The organism is Cellulomonas oligotrophica, assembly GCF_013409875.1.
GTDB classification, from domain to species: domain Bacteria; phylum Actinomycetota; class Actinomycetes; order Actinomycetales; family Cellulomonadaceae; genus Cellulomonas; species Cellulomonas oligotrophica.
In genome coordinates, this window is the sequence record NZ_JACCBK010000001.1 from 3,725,947 (window position 1) to 3,738,775 (window position 12,829).

14 protein-coding genes and 1 pseudogene are annotated in these 12,829 nt (G+C 74.3%); 8 read left to right on the plus strand and 7 right to left on the minus strand.

Annotated features, from left to right (window positions below):
- Nucleotides 1-2: 2 nt before the first annotated feature.
- Entirely contained in the window at nt 3-959 is a 957-nt protein-coding gene (locus BKA21_RS17040; protein WP_140460152.1) for a pseudouridine synthase, read from the plus strand.
- Here BKA21_RS17040 and BKA21_RS17045 read toward each other — a convergent pair.
- The 4 genes from BKA21_RS17045 to BKA21_RS17060 form a co-directional block, all read right to left on the minus strand.
- Nucleotides 952-1,851 carry a carbohydrate ABC transporter permease gene (locus BKA21_RS17045; RefSeq protein ID WP_140460153.1) on the minus strand — a complete coding sequence of 300 codons (900 nt, stop codon included), beginning with the start codon at nt 1,849-1,851 and terminating at the stop codon, nt 952-954. The genes BKA21_RS17040 and BKA21_RS17045 overlap by 8 nt on opposite strands.
- Nucleotides 1,848-2,789 carry a carbohydrate ABC transporter permease gene (locus BKA21_RS17050; protein WP_140460154.1) on the minus strand — a complete coding sequence of 314 codons (942 nt, stop codon included), beginning with the start codon at nt 2,787-2,789 and terminating at the stop codon, nt 1,848-1,850. Before BKA21_RS17050 ends, BKA21_RS17045 begins: the two co-directional genes overlap by 4 nt.
- Before the next feature lie 36 nt (nt 2,790-2,825).
- Entirely contained in the window at nt 2,826-4,112 is a 1,287-nt protein-coding gene (locus BKA21_RS17055) for an ABC transporter substrate-binding protein (RefSeq protein WP_140460155.1), read from the minus strand.
- A gap of 89 nt (nt 4,113-4,201) precedes the next feature.
- Complete coding sequence (locus BKA21_RS17060) at nt 4,202-5,872, minus strand: glycoside hydrolase family 13 protein (RefSeq protein WP_140460156.1); 1,671 nt, start codon at nt 5,870-5,872, stop codon at nt 4,202-4,204.
- A gap of 88 nt (nt 5,873-5,960) precedes the next feature.
- On the opposite strand from BKA21_RS17060, the gene BKA21_RS17065 reads away from it, so the two are divergent.
- Nucleotides 5,961-7,181, plus strand: coding sequence for an ROK family transcriptional regulator (locus BKA21_RS17065; RefSeq protein ID WP_170209094.1), 1,221 nt, complete (start codon nt 5,961-5,963; stop codon nt 7,179-7,181).
- Here the strand turns inward: BKA21_RS17065 and BKA21_RS17070 are convergent.
- On the minus strand, nt 7,102-8,199 hold the full coding sequence (locus BKA21_RS17070) for a HEAT repeat domain-containing protein (RefSeq protein WP_140460158.1): 1,098 nt from the start codon (nt 8,197-8,199) through the stop codon (nt 7,102-7,104). The two genes, BKA21_RS17065 and BKA21_RS17070, sit on opposite strands and share 80 nt — an antisense overlap.
- A 4-nt stretch (nt 8,200-8,203) precedes the next feature.
- Complete coding sequence (locus BKA21_RS17075) at nt 8,204-8,869, minus strand: HEAT repeat domain-containing protein (RefSeq protein WP_140460159.1); 666 nt, start codon at nt 8,867-8,869, stop codon at nt 8,204-8,206.
- 131 nt (nt 8,870-9,000) lie between these two features.
- Here BKA21_RS17075 and BKA21_RS17080 point away from each other — a divergent pair, with 131 nt between their 5' ends.
- The 6 genes from BKA21_RS17080 to BKA21_RS17105 all read left to right on the plus strand — a co-directional run bounded on the left by BKA21_RS17080 (nt 9,001) and on the right by BKA21_RS17105 (nt 12,544).
- Complete coding sequence (locus BKA21_RS17080) at nt 9,001-9,843, plus strand: SMP-30/gluconolactonase/LRE family protein (protein WP_179625397.1); 843 nt, start codon at nt 9,001-9,003, stop codon at nt 9,841-9,843.
- Nucleotides 9,844-10,045: 202 nt separating this feature from the next.
- A complete protein-coding gene (locus tag BKA21_RS17085) occupies nt 10,046-10,393 on the plus strand; it encodes a PadR family transcriptional regulator (protein ID WP_140460160.1) in 348 nt (115 codons plus the stop codon).
- Complete coding sequence (locus BKA21_RS17090) at nt 10,390-10,788, plus strand: hypothetical protein (RefSeq protein WP_140460161.1); 399 nt, start codon at nt 10,390-10,392, stop codon at nt 10,786-10,788. The genes BKA21_RS17085 and BKA21_RS17090 overlap by 4 nt, the downstream gene beginning before the upstream one ends.
- Before the next feature lie 467 nt (nt 10,789-11,255).
- Entirely contained in the window at nt 11,256-11,585 is a 330-nt protein-coding gene (locus BKA21_RS17095; RefSeq protein ID WP_140460162.1) for a response regulator transcription factor, read from the plus strand.
- A gap of 55 nt (nt 11,586-11,640) precedes the next feature.
- Nucleotides 11,641-12,183, plus strand: a complete 543-nt coding sequence (locus tag BKA21_RS17100) for a hypothetical protein (protein ID WP_140460163.1) — start codon at nt 11,641-11,643, stop codon at nt 12,181-12,183.
- A gap of 1 nt (nt 12,184) precedes the next feature.
- Complete coding sequence (locus BKA21_RS17105) at nt 12,185-12,544, plus strand: hypothetical protein (RefSeq protein WP_140460164.1); 360 nt, start codon at nt 12,185-12,187, stop codon at nt 12,542-12,544.
- On the opposite strand, the pseudogene BKA21_RS19115 reads toward BKA21_RS17105, so the two are convergent.
- Nucleotides 12,541-12,771, minus strand: a pseudogene (locus tag BKA21_RS19115) (ClbS/DfsB family four-helix bundle protein); the annotation flags it as partial. The gene BKA21_RS17105 and the pseudogene BKA21_RS19115 overlap by 4 nt on opposite strands.
- Nucleotides 12,772-12,829: the final 58 nt, after the last annotated feature.

Consider the following 12,829-nt stretch of genomic DNA (forward strand, 5'->3'; position numbering starts at 1 on the left):
GCGTGCCTCCTCGTTCACCGCTCCCGTCGCGGCACGGGCTGGACGCCGCGCGGATCTGCACGCCGAACAAGGTGCGGGGGCGGGCGGACGGCTGGGCGACGATGGGCGCGTGGCTGCGGCACCGGCTGCCGGAGCACGTGGACGTCGCGGCGATGCTCGACGCGGGGCGGTTCGTCGACGCGGACGGGCGGGCGGTGCGGGACGGCGACCCGTACGTGCCGCAGTCGTTCGTGTGGTTCCACCGGGACCTGCCGGCGGAGGCGGACGTGCCGGGCGAGGTCGTGGTGGTGCACCGCGACGAGCGGCTCGTGGTGGTGGACAAGCCGGCGTTCCTGGCGACGATCCCGCGGGGTCGGCACGTGATGCAGTCGGTGGTGGTGCGGCTGCGCGCCGAGCTGGGGCTGCCGGAGCTCTCGCCGCTGCACCGGCTGGACCGCGTGACGTCGGGGCTGCTGATGCTGGCCACGGAGCAGCGGTGGCGTGGGCCGTACCAGACGGCGTTCGAGCGGCGGGCGGTCACCAAGACGTACCGGGCGCTGGCGCCGCTGCGCGAGGACCTGGAGCTGCCGGTGGTGGTGCGCAACCACATCCGCAAGCAGAACGGGTCGTGGCAGGCCGAGGTGGTGCCCGGCGCCCGGGTCAACGCCGAGACGCTCGTGGAGCTGGAGGGTGAGGCCGGCGGGCACGGGGTCTACCGGTTGTCGCCGCGCACGGGGCGCACCCACCAGCTGCGGCTGCACCTGTGGGGGCTGGGCGTGCCGATCGTCGACGACCCGTTGTACCCGGTGGTCAAGGACGTGCCGACCGACGACTTCCGGCACCCGTTGCAGCTGCTCGCGGCGGAGGTCGCGTTCACCGACCCCGTCGACGGGCGCGAGCGGCGGTTCCGCAGCGTGCGGTCCCTGCCGCTCGCGCCCGAGGGCGGGGTGCGGGTCGGGCAGCCGACGGCCGCTACTTGATCGCCCCCTGGGTGACACCGGCCATCACCCAGCGCTGGGTGAACAGGTAGACGACGATCGCGGGTGCCATCGCCATGAGGTACGACGCGAACGCGACGTTGTAGTTGCTGCTGAACTGCGTCTGGAACACGCTCTGCAGCACCGGCAGGGTCTGCAGCGTCGAGTCCGCGGTGATGAGCGACGGCATCATGAAGTCGTTCCACGACGCGAGGAACGCGAAGATCGCGACGGTCGCGCTCATGGGCGCCATCATCGGGAAGACGACGCGTCGGAACACCGTCCACGTGCTCGCCCCGTCGAGGCGGGCGCTCTCCTCGAGCTCCTCGGGCAGGCCGCGGATGAACGCGGTGAACAGCAGCACGCTGAACGAGAGCTGGAACATCACGTGCAGCAGCGCCACGCCCACGGGGTTGGCGAGCCCGACGATCCCGGTGAGCTTGACCTGCGAGAGCGCCAGCACGGGGAACGGCAGGAACATCGCGGCCAGCAGGTAGAAGAACGACCAGCGGAAGAACCGGCGGTCCCAGTTGCGGGCGATCGCGTACGCGGCCAGCGACGCGAGCGCGACGGTGCCGACCACGGTCACGGCGGTGACGAACACGGAGATCGCGAACCCGCGGGGGAAGTTCGTCAGCCGCCACGCCTCGACGAACCCGTCGACGCTGACCGGCGACGGCAGGGAGAACACCTGCCCGTCCACGGACTGCGACGTCGTCTTGAACGCCATCGTCGCCGTCGCGTACAGGGGGGCGAGCACCGCCAGCGTGCACAGCGCCAGGATGATCGTGGTGCCCCAGCTCGTGCGGTCCTCGCCGCCGCCGCGGCGGCGGAACCGGCGCCGGGCGACCGGCACCTGGGCGGGGGTGGTCGTCGGCAGGGTCTGGGCGGTCACAGGGCGCTCCTTCCACGGGTCAGGCGCAGCTGGACGACGGCGAGGACGACGGCGATGAGGAAGAAGATCGTCGCGTTGGCCATCTGGTAGGCGTAGTCGCCGCCGGTGAACCCGGAGAAGATCGTCATGGCGACGCTGCGGGTCGCGGTGCCGGGACCGCCGTTGGTGAGGCCGACGATGATGTCGTAGGCGTTGAGGAAGTTCTTGAAGCCGATGACGAGGTTGATGACGACGTACCCGGCGACCAGCGGCAGGGTGATCGACACCAGCCGGCGGCGCGCGGACGCCCCGTCCATGGCGGCGGCCTCGTACACCTCGCCGGGGATCGACAGGATGCCCGCGATGTAGATGAGCAGCGCGGACGGGATCGCCTGCCACGCGGTGACGATCACGATCGTCGTCCACGCCAGGTCGGGGTCGGCCAGCAGGCTCTGCTCCAGCGGGCCGATGCCCAGGGCCTGCCCGAGCTGCGGCACCGAGTTGGAGAACAGGAAGTTGAAGACGTACGCGATGACGATGCCCGAGATCACCATGGGCAGCACGAACACCGTACGGAGCGCGATCTTGGCCCGGATCCGCGCGGTCAGGCCCACGGCCAGCAGGAACGCGACGACGTTGACGAGCAGCACGGTGACCAGCGCGAACCCGATGGTGAACAGGTACGAGCTGCGGATCGCCGGGTCGGAGAACAGCGCGACGTAGTTGGTCAGGCCGGTGAACGAGAACTCCCCGAACCCGACGGAGTCGGTGAAGCTGAACGTGATGCCCATGACGGCGGGCAGCGTGATCGACAGGGTGAACACGACGAGCGTGGGGACGAGGAACAGGTAGAACGTCCGCGGGACGCGGTGGCGGCGGTCGGCGGGCCGCGGCGTCGGTGCCGCGGTGCCGGCGCTGCCCCGCCGGGTCGTGCCCCGGGTGGCTGGTGCGGTGACCATCGGGTGTCTCCGTTCGTGGGTGGGCGGCGCGCGGCGTCAGGAGCGGAACGCGAGCCGCCGCCAGTCGGCGTCGAGCGTGGCCAGGACCGGCTCGGGGGCGGCTCCCGCCGCGAGGGACTGCGTGTAGTTCTGCAGCGGGATCGACTGCGGGACCAGCTGGGACGCGCCCACGTAGAACGCGGCCCGGTCGTAGTACTCGCGCAGCTCGACGAGCGTGGGGTCCGTGACCGGGGCGGCGCCCTCCGTGACGCCGAAGCCGAGGGCGTGGGCGTTGTACGCGTCGATGATCTCCGGCTGCATGAGGAACGCGAGGAACTCGCGCGCCGCCTCCTTCTTCGTCGAGCGCTCCGGGATCCACAGGGCCAGGTCGACGTTGACCCGCACCCGGCGGTCCGCGGGGTCGTCCGTCATGGGCAGCGGGAACGCACCGACGTCGAGGTCCGGGGTGGTCTTGGCGATCTCGCCGAGCGCCCACGGCCCCTGCAGGTACATGGCGGCCTCGCCCCGCGCGAACGCCACGTTGCCGTCGCCGTAGCCGCGGCTGGCCGCGTCCGGGTTGGTGAACGCGACGAGCTCCTGCATGCGCTGCACGGGCTCGAGCATCTGCTGCTGGAACGCAACGGGGGAGTCGGGCCCCACGTCGGTGCCCTGCGCCTTGAGCTGCGTGAAGAAGTCGGTGGTGTCGACCAGGCCGCCGACCGTGTAGTCGAAGTGGCCCTGCGCGATCGTCCACGGGTCCTTGAACGTGGAGTAGATCGGCGTGACGCCGGCGTCGGTCAGCGTCCGGCACAGCGTCAGCAGCTCGTCCCACGTCGTCGGGGGCGTCAGGTCGAGATCGGCGAAGATCTGGCGGTTGTAGAGCACCGCGGCCGCCATGAGCGAGTACGGGACGACGCTCGTGCGGCCCGGGTAGGTCGCCGTGACGTCGATCAGCGGCTGCAGCTCGGGCAGGACGCGTCCGGCCTCCGGCATGTCCGACAGGTCGGACAGCGCGCCGCGCTCCACGTACCGGGAGATCTCGAAGTTGTAGTTGAGGCACCCGATGTCCGGCGGCGACTCCCGCACGAACGACCCCGCGAGGTTCGACGTCGAGTCGTGCCGCACCCGCACCCGTGACTGGGACTGGTGGAACTGCTCGATGAGCTCGCCGAAGTACCCGATCACCTCGGGCTTGGACTGGTAGAACACGATCTCCGTGGTGCGCGACGACGCCGAGGCGCTCGCGCACGACGCGAGGGCCAGCCCCGCGCCCGCGGCCCCGACGCCGCGCAGGAACCCGCGCCTGCTGAGCGTGGCCTGCATGAGGGTGCTCTCTGACGTCATGCCGTCGCCTCCGGGTGGTCGAAGTCGCCGCGGCACCGTTGCCGCGTCCCCTGCCGGGCGGGTGCGCCGGTGCACCCGCCCGTCCCGCGTCAGTCCTGCGTCGTGCCCTGGTCCAGCCACACCGTCGTCTCGGGCGGCACGCCCGTGCCGTCGAGCGGCCCGCTGGCGAGGACCACCCGGCCCGCCGGCACCGGTGCCGGGGTGCTGCCGAAGTTCGTGACCGACGTCCAGCCGCCGGGCCGGCGGAACGCCACCACCGTCGGCGGGACGTCCGTCAGCCACTCCAGCATCTCCCCGGTCTGCCGTCGCCGCCGCTCGGCGAGCGCTCGCCGGTACAGCGCCAGCGTCGAGGAGTCGTCCGTGGCCTCGGCGTCGGCGGCGAACCGCGCGAACGACGCGGGCACGGGCAGGTGCGCGCGCTGGTCGCCGAACCCGAGCGTCGGACCGTGGGACGACCACGGCAGCGGCACCCGGCAGCCGTCGCGGCCCTTCTGCGTCCCGCCGGACCGCACGAACGTCGGGTCCTGGAGCGCGTCGCGCGGCAGGTCGGCGACCTCCGGCAGGCCCAGCTCCTCGCCCTGGTACAGGTACGCCGAGCCCGGCAGCGCGAGGACCAGGAGCGTCGCGGCGCGCGCCCGGCGCAGGCCGCGCTCCTCGTCCGGGGCGGGGTCGGTGCCGTCGGCGTTCAGCCATGCGGCCAGGTCCGTGCCGGGGGGCAGGGCGTACCGGGTGGCGTGCCGGACCACGTCGTGGTTCGACAGCACCCACGTCGACGACGCCCCGGACTCGTGGGCCAGCGCCAGGTTCGTGTCGATGATCGACGCGAACGCCGCCGCGTCCCAGGGCGCCTCGAGCAGGTCGAAGTTGAAGGCTTGGCCCAGCCCCTGCGGCGAGGCGTACCGCGAGCGCCGGTGCGCCGGCACCCACGCCTCCGCCACGGCGGTGCGCGGCGGGTCGTACCGGTCGAACAGGCGGCGCCACTCGCGGTAGATGTCGTGCACCTCGTCGCGGTCCTGCAGCGGGTGCGTGCCGTCGCCGAGGTGCGCGTCGAGCTCGGCCTGGCTGGGCAGCGGCTCGGTGAGGTCCTTGGCGAGGGCGTGCGCGACGTCGATGCGGAACCCGTCGACGCCGCGGTCGGCCCAGAACGCGAGCGTGCGCAGGAAGTCCTCGCGGACCTCGTCGTCGGCCCAGTTGAGGTCGGGCTGCTCGGGGGCGAACAGGTGCAGGTACCACTCGCCGTCGCCGACGGGCTCCCACGCGGGGCCGCCGAAGCTGGCGGTCCAGTCGCTGGGCGGCAGCTCGCCGTGCGGGCCGCGGCCGCGACGGAACACGTAGCGCTGCCGGCTGCGCGAGCCGGGCGGGGAGGCGAGGGCCTCGACGAACCACGCGTGCCGGTCCGACGTGTGGTTGGGGACGATGTCGACGACGAGGCGGATGCCGGCGGCGTGCAGCGCGGTGCGCAGCGCGTCGAAGTCGTCGAGGGTGCCGATGCGGGGGTCGACGGCGCGGTGGTCGTCGACGTCGTAGCCGCCGTCGGCCAGGGCCGAGGGGTAGAAGGGGCTCAGCCAGACGGCGTCGACGCCGAGGTCGCGCAGGTGGCCGACCTTGGCGGTGATGCCGCGCAGGTCGCCGACGCCGTCGCCGTTCGAGTCGGCGAAGCTGCGCGGGTAGATCTGGTAGACGACGGCCTGCCGCCACCAGGTCGCGTCCTGCGCGGGCCCTGCGGCCCGCACCTGGTCGATCCCCGTCACCGTCGTCATGCGTCCCCCCGGGATGGCCCGTCTTGATCTAGGACCTAAATTTAAGACCTGCCACGAGAGTGACCGCGAAGCCCGAGGAGGTCAAGAGGTGGTTCGGACCCCGGTGTCGTCCCGGCACCTGCGCGACGCCAGCGCACGGCTCGTGCTCGACCGGCTGTGGGACCTCGACGAGGTCACCGGCTCCGCGCTCATCGAGGCCACGGGCCTGTCGCGCGCCACCGTGCACGACGTCTGCGACGAGCTCATCGCGCGCGGCTGGGTCGCCGAGCTGGAGAGCCGGCGCACCGGCGCCGACCCCGGCAAGGGCCGGCCCGCCCGCCGCTACGCCTTCGACCCCCGCGCCGGCGTCGTCGTGGGCGTCGACGCCGGGCAGCACCGCATCAGCGCGACCGCGACCGACCTGCGCGGCGGCACGCTCGCCCGCACCGTGCTGCCCGCGTCGCCCGAGGACCCCGGCGCGGCGCGCCTCGACCGCATCGAGCAGGCCGTGCTCGCGGTCCTCGACGACGCCGGCGCGTCCCCGCGCAGCGTCCTGGCGGTCGCGGTCGGCGTGCCCGCGCCCGTCGACCGCGACGGACGCACGACGTTCCGCGACAACCCGTTCTGGGAGCGGATGAACCCCGGCATCGTCGCCCACCTGCACGACCGGCACGGCTGGACGACCCTCGTCGACAACGACGCCAACCTGGCCGGCGTCGCCGAGCACTGGCTGGGGCACGGCCGGGGCGTGCGGTGCCACGTCACGCTGCTGGCCGGCGAGCGGTTCGGCGCCGGCGTCGTCGACGACGGCCGCCTGCTGCGCGGCGCCCATGGCGGCGTGGGGGAGATGCGCTACCTCGACCTCGTCGACGGCGTCGGCTCGGCCACCGGCATCGCCGCCCTCGTGCGCGACGACGCCCTCGCCCAGCTCGCGCGGCTGGGCCGGGACGACGGGCACCACGGGTCCTCGCTGCAGGACGTCGACCCCGCGGCCCTCGACGCGGCCGACGTCTTCGCGGCCGCCGCGGCCCAGGACCCGCTGGCCCTCGGCGTCGTCGAGCACGTCGCCGCGCTCGTCACGCGCGTCGTCGCGACCTTCGCGAGCATCTACGACCCCGAGCGCGTCGTCGTCGCCGGTGCCGTCGCCGCGTCCTGCGAGCCGCTGCTCGCGCTCGTGCGGCGCGACCTCGACCGGTACGTCGACCCCCCGGGCGTCGAGGTGCTCGCGTCCGCGCTGGGCCGGGACGTCGTCACCCTCGGAGCGGTCCGGCGGGCCCTGGACCACGTGCGCGAGCACGCGCTGACGATCGTGCCTGCCGCGCTGCGCTGACCGTCGGCAGACCGTCCGGACCGGAGGCGGGCCGCGCGCGCAGCAGCGCCGTCGCCGTCAGCGCCACGGCCCGCGCCGGGTCCGCGGCCAGCACCGTCAGCGCGTCGTCCGCCTCCGGCCCCGGGATCTCCGCGAGCGCGCCCGTCAGCCGCCGGCGCGCCTCGGCCGGGGCGTCGGCCGCCGCGGCCCCGATCGCACGGACCACGCCCGCCGCGGGGCCGGGCTGCACGGCGAGCCGGCCGAGCACGTCCGCGGCCTCGACGTCGTCGCGCCCGTCGGCGACGAGGGCGACCAGCGCGGGCACCGCGTCGACGTCGCCCAGCGCCCCGCGGGCGAGCGTCGCCCGGGCGTCGACGAACGGGTCGGGGTGCCCGGCGGCGGCGGCCAGCGCCGTGAGCGCCCGGGGCGAGGCGATCTTCGCCAGCGCCGCGACCGCACGGCGGCGCCGGTCCGCGTCCGTGGACGTCAGCGCCTGCGCGAGCTCGTCGACGGCGTCGTCGCCCTGGCGTGCCAGCGACCAGTACAGGGCACCCGCCACGTTCGGCTCGGGCTCGCGCAGCGCCGCCTCGGTGAGCGGTCCGACGCCCGTGCCGGTCTCCCCGGTGAGGGCCAGGACGAGGCGTTGGCGTGCCGACGGGTCGTCGGCCTCCAGCCCTCGCAGGAGGGCGACGGTGCTGAGGGCCTCCGACCAGGCCGCGGGACCGCTCGACCGCACGCGGGTCAGCAGCTGCAGCAGCTCCTCCTCGCGGGCCAGCCGCTCGCGCGTGCGCTCGACGAGGCGCTCGACCATCGGGGCGGGGTCGAACTCCAGGTCGGCCAGGACGGTCGCCACCTCGGGCAGGCTCAGGCCCAGGGAGCGCAGCCCCTCGACGTGGAACAGGCGGCGCAGGTCGGACGGCACGTACTGCCGGTACCCGCCGCCGGTGCGACCGCCGGGCCGCACGAGGCCGATCGTGTCGTAGTGCCGGAGCATGCGCGTGCTGATCCCCGTCCGCGCGGAGACCTCGCCGATCAGCACCGGCTCACCCCGGCACCACGGGTGCGTCCCGCAGCGCGACGAGGCGGCGGGCCTCGTCGACGGCGGCGTCGAACCCCGCGTCGGGGTCTGCGAGGAGCCGGGCGGTCGCGGTCGCGTGCGCCCGCACCCCCGGGTCGGGGTGGCTCGTCGCGCGCTCGACGACGGGGACGGCCGCATCGCCCAGGGCGACGAGCGCCCGGCTCAGGCTCAGCCGCACGTGCCGGTCGCCGCGGCCCAGCTGCGTGGCGAGCGTGACCGCGAGCGCGGCCTCCTCGCCGGCGGGCACGAGGTCCGCGGCGGTCCGCCACGCGGCACGCGCCACGTCGTCGTCGCCGTCCTGCAGCAGCGCCGGCGTGATCGCCGACCACGTGCCCGGTCGGCCGATCTTGGAGAGCGTGTGCAGGGCCTGCGCCCGCGCCTGCGCGACGTCGGACCCGAGCTCGGGCAGCAGCCGCGCGACCACCGCCGAGGGGTCGTGCCGGGTCAGCGCCCAGGTCAGCATGTCGCGGACGAAGAAGTCCGGCTCCACCGCGCACCGGCGCACCAGCGCGTCCACCTGCTCCGGCGCCGGGTCGCTGCCCGCCGCCAGGGCTGCCTGCAGGCGCACCGACGACGTCGGCGCCGCCAGCGCCGCCGTCACCCTCGCCGTCCGGTCCGGCGTCCCCGTCATCTCGACCACCTCCGTCCCGCATCCAAGACCTTGTCACGGTGTGAAGGTCAAGGGTGTGCCGCCCCGGCGTGCACCGCGCGCGCATCCGCGCCAGGCTCGCACCACCTGTCGCCGACGACCCGAGGAGCACCGTGCTGCGTGCCGAGCAGATCACCGACCCCGTCGCCTACCACGGCGAGGGGCCGTGCTGGTCGCCGACCTGGGGCGGGCTGCGCTGGGTCGACATGCTCGCCGGCGACCTGCTGACGTTGCGCGACGGCGGCACCGTGGACCGCCTGCACGTCGGCGACGTCGCCGCCTTCGTCCGGCCCCGCACCCGCGGCGGCTACGTCGTCGGGCTCGAGCGCGGCATCGCCCTGGCCGACGACCCCGACGGCCTCCCCACCGCCCTGCCCGAGCTGTGGTCCGACCCCGGCGTGCGCATGAACGAGGGCGGCTGCGACCCCCGCGGCGCCCTCTACGCCGGGTCCATGGCGTACGACCGGGCCCCCGGCGCCGCCATGCTCTACCGCATCGCCCCCGACGGCGACGTCCAGGTCGTGCTCGACGACGTGACGATCTCCAACGGTCTCGACTTCTCGCCCGACGGCACCCGCGCCTACTACGACGACACCGCCACCGGCCGCACCGCCGTCTTCGACGTCGTCCGCGGGCGGCTGACCAACCGCCGCCCCTTCGCCGGACGCCCCGGGGAGCGCCCCGACGGCCTCGTCGTGGACTCCGCGGGCAACGTGTGGGTCGCGCTGAACACCGCGGGCCGCGTGCGGTGCCACTCGCCCGCCGGCGACGTGATCGCCGAGGTCGAGCTGCCCGTCCGCCTCACCACCGCCTGCACGCTCGGCGGCCCCGACCTGCGCGACCTCTACGTCACCACGTCCCGCGAGAACCTCGACGACCCCGAGCCCGCCGCCGGCGCCCTCTTCCGCGTCCGCGTCGACGTGCCCGGCCGCCCCGTCCTGCCCTTCGGCGGCTGACTCTCCCGACGCCGGTGGCTGCGGAGGCAGCTCGACCGTCTCGTCGTCCGCGAGGAGTGCGCACGCGGCGAGCGGACCGTGCTCGTCCCCGGTCGCCGGAAGGTCCCCACCTTCGGCGGTGCGCGTGGGCCGTCGACGGTTCCGGTCGATCAGCGGTCGGCAATAGGTTGCATCTCTACCTAGATCGGTGTTCGATTCTTCCATGACGGACGCGGCGTGGCCGGTCGAGTGGCAGCGGGGGTTGCTGGCCACGGCGATCCTGGGCGCCGTCGGTGGTGCGGAGCCGGTCTACGGCTACGCCATCTCCCAGCGGCTCGAGCAGCTGGGGTGGGGCTCGGTCACCGGTGGGGCGCTGTACCCCGCGCTGCGGGCCCTCGAGGCCGCCGGTCTGGTCACCAGCCGGTGGGACCCGCAGGCGTCGGGACCGGCACGCCGCTACTACGACCTGACCCCGGAGGGGCGTGACGCGATCCGTCGCCACCAGGACTCGTGGCCCCGGTTCTCGGGGGCGATGACCGCACTGCTCCACGGCGAGGAAGGCCCGCGATGACCACGACCACGAGCAGGTACACGTCCGAGCTCGGACGGCGGCTGCGGCTGCGCGGCCTCGGCGATGCCGAGATCAGTGAGGCGATCTCGACCGTCGAGGAGCACGTGCGCGAGAGCGGCCACGCTCCGACGGAGTCGTTCGGGACCCCGCGCGCCTACGCGCGCACCTTCGCTGCCCGGGGTGCCGCGCCGCGCCGCGCGTGGGTGTACGTGCTCGGTTGGCTCGTCGCCGCTGCCGCTGGGGCTCTCCTGTGGTTGGGCATCGATGCGCGCGCCGACCAGGGTCGGGTCTTCGACCTTCTCGACGCCGACATCGCGGTCGCGGTCTCGGTCGCCGTCCTGCTCCTGTGGGTCGGGGCGCTGGTCCACCGGCTGACGCGGGCACCGCGGGGCTGAGCAGCGGCCGGTGACCCGGCCCGGAGGACCTCAGGCAGGTCCTCCGGGGGGCGCCATCGCGCCGTCGTCGGGCGAGACCAGGTGCCGCCCGTCATCTGCCTCCTCATCTGCGCCCGGGCGGCCGCGCACCCTTCTCCGTCGCGCCCGACGCAGGGAGCTCGTCGTCGCGGCCGCTCCCGACGTCGGTAGCGGGGCGCTGGGGCCGCGCACAGTCCGTGCCTGCCCGCCTTCACCAGCATGTCGTCGCGCTCCTTCTGCTTGGCCGCCCTCATCTGCTGCTCGCCGCGGAGCGTGGCCCGGTCGATCTGTTCGAGGACGCCGTCCGCAGGGCCCTCGTGGAAGACGGTGCCGTAGCGGATGCGGCTGAAGACGTCGACCATCCTGGTGCGCAGGTAGGTGGCGGCGAGCCGGCCGAGCAGCCAGGCCGCTCCGACGCCGTTGCGAGGCCGACCACGATCATCAGACCGATGATCGTCAGCGCTGTGGTGGCCGCAGGCAACGGCGAGCCCGCGCTCTCGGTCGACGTCCTGCGCCAGCTCGTCGACCACGTGCGCGACACCGACGTCGCGCCCGTGGGCCCCGGGCCCGGACCGCTGGCGACGCTGACCGACCGCGAGCAGGAGGTCGCGCTCGCGGTGGCCGAGGGACTGTCGAACAGCGAGATCGCCGAGCGGCTGTACCTGTCGGTCGGCAGCGTCAAGGCCGACGTGTCGAGCGCGCTGACCCGCCTGGGCCTGCACAACCGGGTCCAGCTCGCGATCGTCGCCCACGAGTCCCGGGGCGCCCGTCGTGGGTGACGCGGCCCACCGCGGTGCTCCGCGCCGTCGTATCGCCGCCTGGCACGATCGGGCCATGGCGGGCGACGACGGGTGGTTCGCGGGTGCGGACGGCCGCGGCGCGCACGAGGTGGCGTTCCTCGACCGGCTGCGCGCGGACGCGCCCGACGTGCTCGGTGAACGGGTCGCACCCGAGGCCACCGAGGCGGTGCCCGGGATGGCGCCCACCTTCGTCCGCCTCGACGTGCCCGGCCTGACGAGCCCGCGTCGGGAGCTGCAGCTCGCGTTCTGGACCTCGCCGGACTGCGCGACCAGCGCCGAGCGGCCCACGTTGCAGGGGGCATGGAGCGACCACTACCAGGGCGACGACTACGCCGCGGACGACCCCGAGTGCCTGACCGTCGTGGGAGTCGACGCCACCCCTGAGCAGCACGCCCGGTGGGCGCTGGCCTGGATCCGGCGCCAGCTGGACCGTCCCGTCGTCCGCGAGGAGTGGACCCGTGGCGAACGGACCGTGGCGACGCGGTGGGTGCTCGACGACACCGGCGCACCGCTGGGCAGCCGAGGCATGGTCCGGCTGCGCCGGCGGCCCGCGGACCGCCGGACGCGGGAGCGCTGACGTGAGGCCGACGGACGACCGCTCCCGCGCGCTGCGCTGCGTCGAGGTCCTCACGTTCGGCGGGTACACGTGTGTCGATCCCGCGACGGGCCGCCCGCCCCCGGTCGTGGAGGCGGAAGAGGCCGTCGACGCGCGCTTCGGCACGCCCCTGCTGCTGCAGGCGACCTGCTGCGGCGGCAGGCTCCTCCGGGCGAACAACGAGACGCACCTGGAGTACCTCGCGGCCTACGTCGCCGGCCGGCTGCGCGAGCACCGACCTGGGCCCGCGCCGTTGTCCGCGAAGCTGCCGACGTGGATCAAGGCCGCGAAGAACCGCGACGAGGTCCTGCGCCACCTCGACCGGCTCCGACGCCTCGTCTAGCGTCGCCTCGCGGCCGGGCTCCCTGGTGCCACGCTCGCGCCCGGCGTCCGCCCGATGCTGCGTTCGGCGAGGCGGAGCTTCTTCAGCGCCCAGGCGTAGTGGCTCGCGGTGGCCGAGACCAGGTAGTCGCCCAGTGACGTCGTGCCCGTCCAGGGGTAGCGGCGCTTGGTGAACAGCTCCTCGTCGGAGTAGCGGCGGATCAGGTTCTGCACGCTCTCGTGGCTGGTGTCGAGCGCAGCGGGTCGTCGCGAGGTCCACGTCCTGGCACCGGACCCAGATCTCCTG